Here is a 5,781-nt window from a genome sequence, read left to right on the forward strand (position 1 = left end):
GGCAGGGATTGCAGCAGCCGGTGCACCAGCGTGCCGCGTTGCAATGCAAGGGCGCGGGACTGGACCGATTCGCCTGATCGCACCGTGCGCCCTTCCCCGGCTGGCTGTCCGGAGGGACGCACCGGATCGTCGTCGGCGGTCTCGCGTGGTGCCGGCGCAAGCAGCCAATCGGGCAGGGCGACGGTCTGGTCTACGGACGTCGCCGGTGTGCCGAGCGCCGCGACATCCTCCGGCCGGGCGAATCGGGTCACCTTGCCGAGCGGCGTCTCGATGACCTGCTTGTCGAGGCCCGCGCCGGCGAGCCCGGTGTCGATCAGGTCATACCAGCTCAGCTTGCGGACCGCCTTCCTGTTGCCCGGCAGACAGCCACCGACGATCAGGCGGTCCGCCGCGCGGGTCATCGCAACGTAAAGCAGGCGGCGATACTCATCCTCGGTCTCTTCGAGCATCGCGTTGCGCGCTTCGGCAACCGGTTTGGGATCGTCCGCCTTGCGGCCGGCCCAGACCACGACCTCGCCGCTATTGCCGCGCGGGACGTGGATCAGTTGAAGTCGCTGCGAATCCGCAGGCGATGAGGTGGTGTCGACCATGAACACGACGGAGGCCTCCAGGCCCTTGGCGCCATGCACCGTCATCACCCGCACCTCGTCGCGCGAGATCTCCATGTCGCGCTTCACTTCGGTGTCAGCCGAGCGCAGCCAGGCCATGAAGCCCTGCAGCGAGGCCGGCGCCTTGCGCTCGTAGTTCAGCGCGAGCTCCAGGAATTCGTCGAGCGCGTCATTGGCCTCATGTCCCAGCCGGCGCAGGATGCGCGCGCGCCCGCCGTCGCCGCCGAGCAGCCAGGCGTAGAAGGCGAACGGCGTCTCGTCGCGGGCACGAATCTCGCATGCCTCGAGCCGGCGCAATGCGGTCGCGAATTTCTCGTTTGTGGAAGCATGCTCGCCCAGCGCACGGCGCAGCGATCCCTTTCGGTCATGGGCCAGTTGGAACAGGTCGTCGTCATCGAGCCCGAACAGCGGGCTCTTCAGCGCCACCGCCAGCGCAAGATCGTCCTGCGGCAGCAGCAGCGCGTCGGCGAGATTCATCAGGTCGATGATGGCGATGTGTTCGGTGAGCTTGAGCCGGTCGGCGCCCGCGACCGGAACGCCAGCGTGCTTCAGCGCCTGGATCACGGCGTCGAACGCGTTGCCGCGCCGGCGCACCAGGATCAGCATGTCGCCGTAGCGCAATGGACGGCGCTCGCCCTCATGTCCCGTCAGCGTGCCGCTCTCGACCAGCCGCTTGATCTCGGCCTGGATGCGGCGTGCGAGCTTCACTTCGGGGCTGGTGACGGCGACCCCGTCGAAGGGGGCGCGCCAGCCCTCGATGTCCTGCCTGTCATCGGCTTCCGCGAGATCCCACAGTTCGATCACGCTCGGCCCGGCATCGGCGAGCGCATTGTGCAGGGGATGGCCGATGGCGATAGAATGGATGCTCTTGTAGATCTGGGGCTCGCGGAAGACATGATCGACCGAGTTCAGGATCGTTGCGCCCGAACGGAACGAATAGGTGAAGGCGACCGGGTCGAACTTGAGCCCGGCGGCTTTGAACCTGCGGTCCAACTCTCGCTTTCGCTTGTCGAACTCGTGCGGGTCGGCCCCCTGGAACGAGAAGATCGATTGCTTCTCGTCGCCGACCGCGAACACCGTGCGGTTCAGCCCCTCACGCGCGCCTTCTCCGGCCGTGAACTCCGAGATGATATGCCCGACGATGTCCCATTGCCGCGGGCTGGTGTCCTGGGCCTCGTCGATCAGGACGTGATCGACGCCGCGGTCGAGCTTGTAATGCACCCAGCCCGAGGCGACGCGATTCAGCATCGCGAGCGTCTTGTCGATGAGGTCGTCATAATCGAGCAGCCCGCGCTCCTGCTTTTCGCGACGGTAGTTTGCGGCGGCGGCAGTTGCGATATGCAGCAGGGCTGCGGTGCGGTCGCGCATGGTCACCGCGCGACGCTTTTCGATCAGCTCACCGAGCCGCTGCGCCTCGTTCTCGAACAGGCGGGTAACGGACGGGTTGTGATCGCAAAATTTCTTGGTCAGAACCGCCTTGCGCGGCAGCTTCTCGTCGGTGAGGAAGACGCAGAGATAGGCATCGACCTGCGCGCTGCCGGAAAAGACTTTTGCTTCGCGCAGCCGGCCGGCCTGGTCGTTGTCGGACTTGCTGCCATCCTCTAGCGCAAAGGCGATGTCGTCCCAGCGCGACCGCGGCAGGAATGGGCCGTCGAGAATCTCCGTCTCGACGTCCTCGATACGGTCGCCCGCATCGACGCCGAGCACAGCTGCCATCTGTTCGATCGCCGCCCCGGCTTTGCCGGCCTCGTCGGTCCAGGCCATGAAATGATCGCGGCTGAGGCACGCCTCACGCACGACCTCCTTGAAGGTCACATCGGCCGCGCTTGCCATGGCCGTCAGCAGCGCGCGGCCGGTGATGCTGTCCGGATCGCGCGCGGCCTCCAGCAGCACCTTCAGATTGGCGCGCTCCATCATGTCGGTCTGGTCGCGTTCGTCGATGACCGAGAAGCGCGCAGGAACATTGGCCTCGAACGGAAACTGCTGGAGCAGGCGGGTGCAGAGCGCGTGGATGGTCTGTACCTTCAATCCGCCCGGTGTCTCCAGCGCGCAGGCGAACAGTTTTCGCGCGTCACGACGCAGTTTTCGGTCCGGATGCGGGATGCCGACGGCGCGGATCGCGGCATCGAGCGCGGTATCATCCAGCGTCACCCAATGACCGAGCGTCGTGAACACGCGCTCGGCCATGTTGGCGGCGGCGGCCTTGGTGAAGGTGATGCAGAGGATCTTTTCCGGCGGCACGCCTGACAGCAAGAGGCGGATGACCCGCTGCACCAGCACATGCGTCTTGCCCGAGCCGGCATTGGCCGACACGAAGGCCGAGGCGGTCGGATCCGACGCGCGCGCCTGCCGCGCGCGCACCTCGTCGGGAATGGGCCGCGGTGCCTTTACCATTCCTCGATTCCCAATCCGCCAGCCGCGGACCATTCCTTGATCCGGGCGAGGTCGTCATAGGCGCCATAGCGGTTCGTCCACATCGGCAGGTTCAGCGAGGTGTAAGGCTGATTCTCGTCCTCAAAAGCGCGGATCAGGGCCTCCAGCTTGGCTCGCGCTTCGGCAGCTGCCGTATCCGGCGGCTGCGGCTCGTCACCCTGCTTGAACTTGAGCTGGAGAATGCGCTCCTCGCCCGGCGGATTGTTCCCGCTGAGGCGGATATAGACGAGCTGGCTCACGGAGGAGCCAGCATCGATATCGGGAAAGCCGCCTTCGCGCAGAATCGCGGCCTCCAGGGTCAGCTGCGGCGAGAGGCCCATGCGAACCTGCTTGCCGGTCGGCGGCTGTCCGGTCTTGTAGTCGAGGATGGCGTAGCTGCCGCCCGTGCGGCGTTCGATGCGGTCGGCGCGCGCGGAAAGATAGAAAGTGCGCGCATTGTCGAGCCGGATCGAGATTTCGCCGCGGGTCTCCGCGGTGATCGCCTCGATCGCCTCGCGGCGCACGGTCTCCCATTCGCCAAACCAGCGCGCGATGCGCTGGAAGCGCGGCCACCACAACGCTCGCGCCTCGGGGCGCTCCATCAGCGGCGCGAAATACTTCTCACCGATCGCGCGCAGAACGCGGGCGGGATCGTCGGGCAGGCGCGTGGCATAGGCTTCGGTGAATTCGCCAAGCGCATCGTGGATGGCCGAGCCGCGGTCGGCGGCCGACAGCGGCATATCGACGGGATCGAGCGCATCGAGCCGCAAGATGTGCTTGGCATAGATCGTGTAGGGATCGCGCAGCCAATCCTCGATCGTGGTGACCGACATTTTTAGCGGTCGCACCGCGCGCGGCGGCCGCGGCTCGGGCTGCTTGATCGGCTGGACTTCGGCGGGCTGGTCGAGCGCGCCGGCGAACTGCACATATTTCTCACCGGCGCGAACGGCCGCCTTCCAATGATCGTCGCCGGCAACCGCTTCCAACCGGTGCAGGAAGCGCGAAGCAACCGCCGGCGCGCCGCCGGCCTTGGCGGAATGGGTGAGGATGACTTCGTCGCCGCCGAGCAGCTGGGTAAAATCGTGGGCGGACAGGCCGATGCGGCGCTCCGGCAGATCGAGACCGAGCTCGTGCCGCATCGGCCGGCTGAGCCAGGGATCGATCCGTGGCGACGGCGGCCAGACGCCTTCGATCAGTCCGCCGATGACGATGCGGTCGGCCTGCATCAGGCGCGATTCCAGCGGGCCGTAGATCTGCAGCCGCGCGCCCGGTCTGTCTCGCCGCCGTACCGCGCGATCACTGAACGCGGTCTGGAAGACGTCGGGATATTCGGGCAGCGGCACCATCAATCCGCTGGTCGTGCCGCCGCGCAGGAGATCGTCGAAGGCGCTGGCGAGCGCAAGGCCCTCGCGCTCCTCGAAGGCGAGCGGGATGCCCTGCTCGTCGCGCGACAGCTCGATCATGATCTCGCTATGCCGATGCGCGAGCTCGGCGAAGTCGAATGGCTTTGACGATACGAGGCTTTCGATCGGCACCAACGCCCTCTGCAAGGCGTCGATCAGCGCCTGGATGCGATCGATATCCTCGGCCTTGAGCCGCGCGCGTGGCTCGGCCTTGTGGAGTGCCGAGACCTCGCTGCGCCAGAGCTTTGTCAGCTCGTCGCGAAAGCGGTTGAACTCGCGCAAGAGACCGCCCGTGCCGGCAGGCGGGCGTGTGCCGCGCAACACCGCGAGCTCCAGCCCTTCGATCGCCGCTTTCCATGCGCCCGCCGCGCGGCCAAGCCGGCACAGCGGATGCTTCAGCATCGCCAGCAATGTCGGCGGCTCCAGGCCCTTTGTCGCTGCCTCTGCCACGAGTCGTGCAAAGACCCCGGCGGGTGTTTCCATCAGCACGTCACCGCCGGAATCGTCGAAATCGAGATCCCATCGCGTCAGCGCCGCCATCACCCGTCGCGCCAGCGCACGATCGGGCGTCACCAACGCCGCCGACTTGTCGAGATGTCGTGCTTCGCGCATCGCAATCGCGATCGCGAGCGCTTCCATCTCAGGGTTGGGCGCTTCGACGACGGAAAGGTTCATCATGCCACCGGCGATCTTGGTGGCGACATCCGGCTGCTTCAGCCGGTCGTGCCAGACTTCCGTCTTGGCCGATGGCCGCATCGATTCCGAGGCGAGCAGGTCGCGGCCGCCTTCTGCCGGCGACTGAAGGATGTCAACGTCGCTGCGCTTGATGCCAAACCGATCCAGCAGCGCATTCATGGCATATTGCGGATGGTTCGACGCCGGATGCTCCGCGAATTTGCCGAGCGCATCGCGAACGCCGCCGATGGTCCGCCAGGCGTCGTCATCGAGATCGGTGTCGAGGCCCGGCAGCACCACGGCGCCATGCGGCAGCGATGCGACGGCGTGCAGGAATTTGGCGGTGGCGGGCATCGAGCCGGTCGAGCCCGCTGCGATCACGGGGCCATTGGGATGCGCGGTCAGGCGTTTGGCTTCCGCCGCGATCAGGAGATCGCGCCGTGCCGCGGGCTCGATCCGCTTGATCTCGGCGAGATGAGCTGGCCAGGCGATGCGCGCGATGCGCAGAAATTCGAGCGAGTGCTGCCAGTAGCGGTCGAGGTTATCAGGCACGAGGCCATCGAGCGCGTTCCAGTCGACGCCGCGCGTGACCATGTCGTCGATCAGGCGTGCGAGATCGCCGGCGAGAGCAAGGGTCGAAGCGGGTCCGCCGACCACCAGCGGCGCCAGCACCGGGCCCTTGG

Annotated in this window: 2 protein-coding genes; both read right to left on the bottom strand. The window is 66.6% G+C overall.

Features of this window, described 5'->3' with window-relative positions:
* Positions 1–3,002 (bottom strand): double-strand break repair helicase AddA (gene addA / locus MOV75_RS25095; RefSeq protein ID WP_247006790.1); only part of this gene is annotated, 3,002 nt, incomplete at its 3' end.
* Positions 2,996–5,781, bottom strand: a 2,786-nt coding sequence (addB, locus tag MOV75_RS25100) for a double-strand break repair protein AddB (RefSeq protein WP_247006791.1), incomplete at its 5' end; no start/stop codon positions are given. The genes addA and addB, both read right to left, overlap by 7 nt.

Origin of the sequence: Bradyrhizobium sp. PRIMUS42 (assembly GCF_023006515.1) — a bacterium.
Classification (GTDB): Bacteria; Pseudomonadota; Alphaproteobacteria; order Rhizobiales; family Xanthobacteraceae; genus Bradyrhizobium.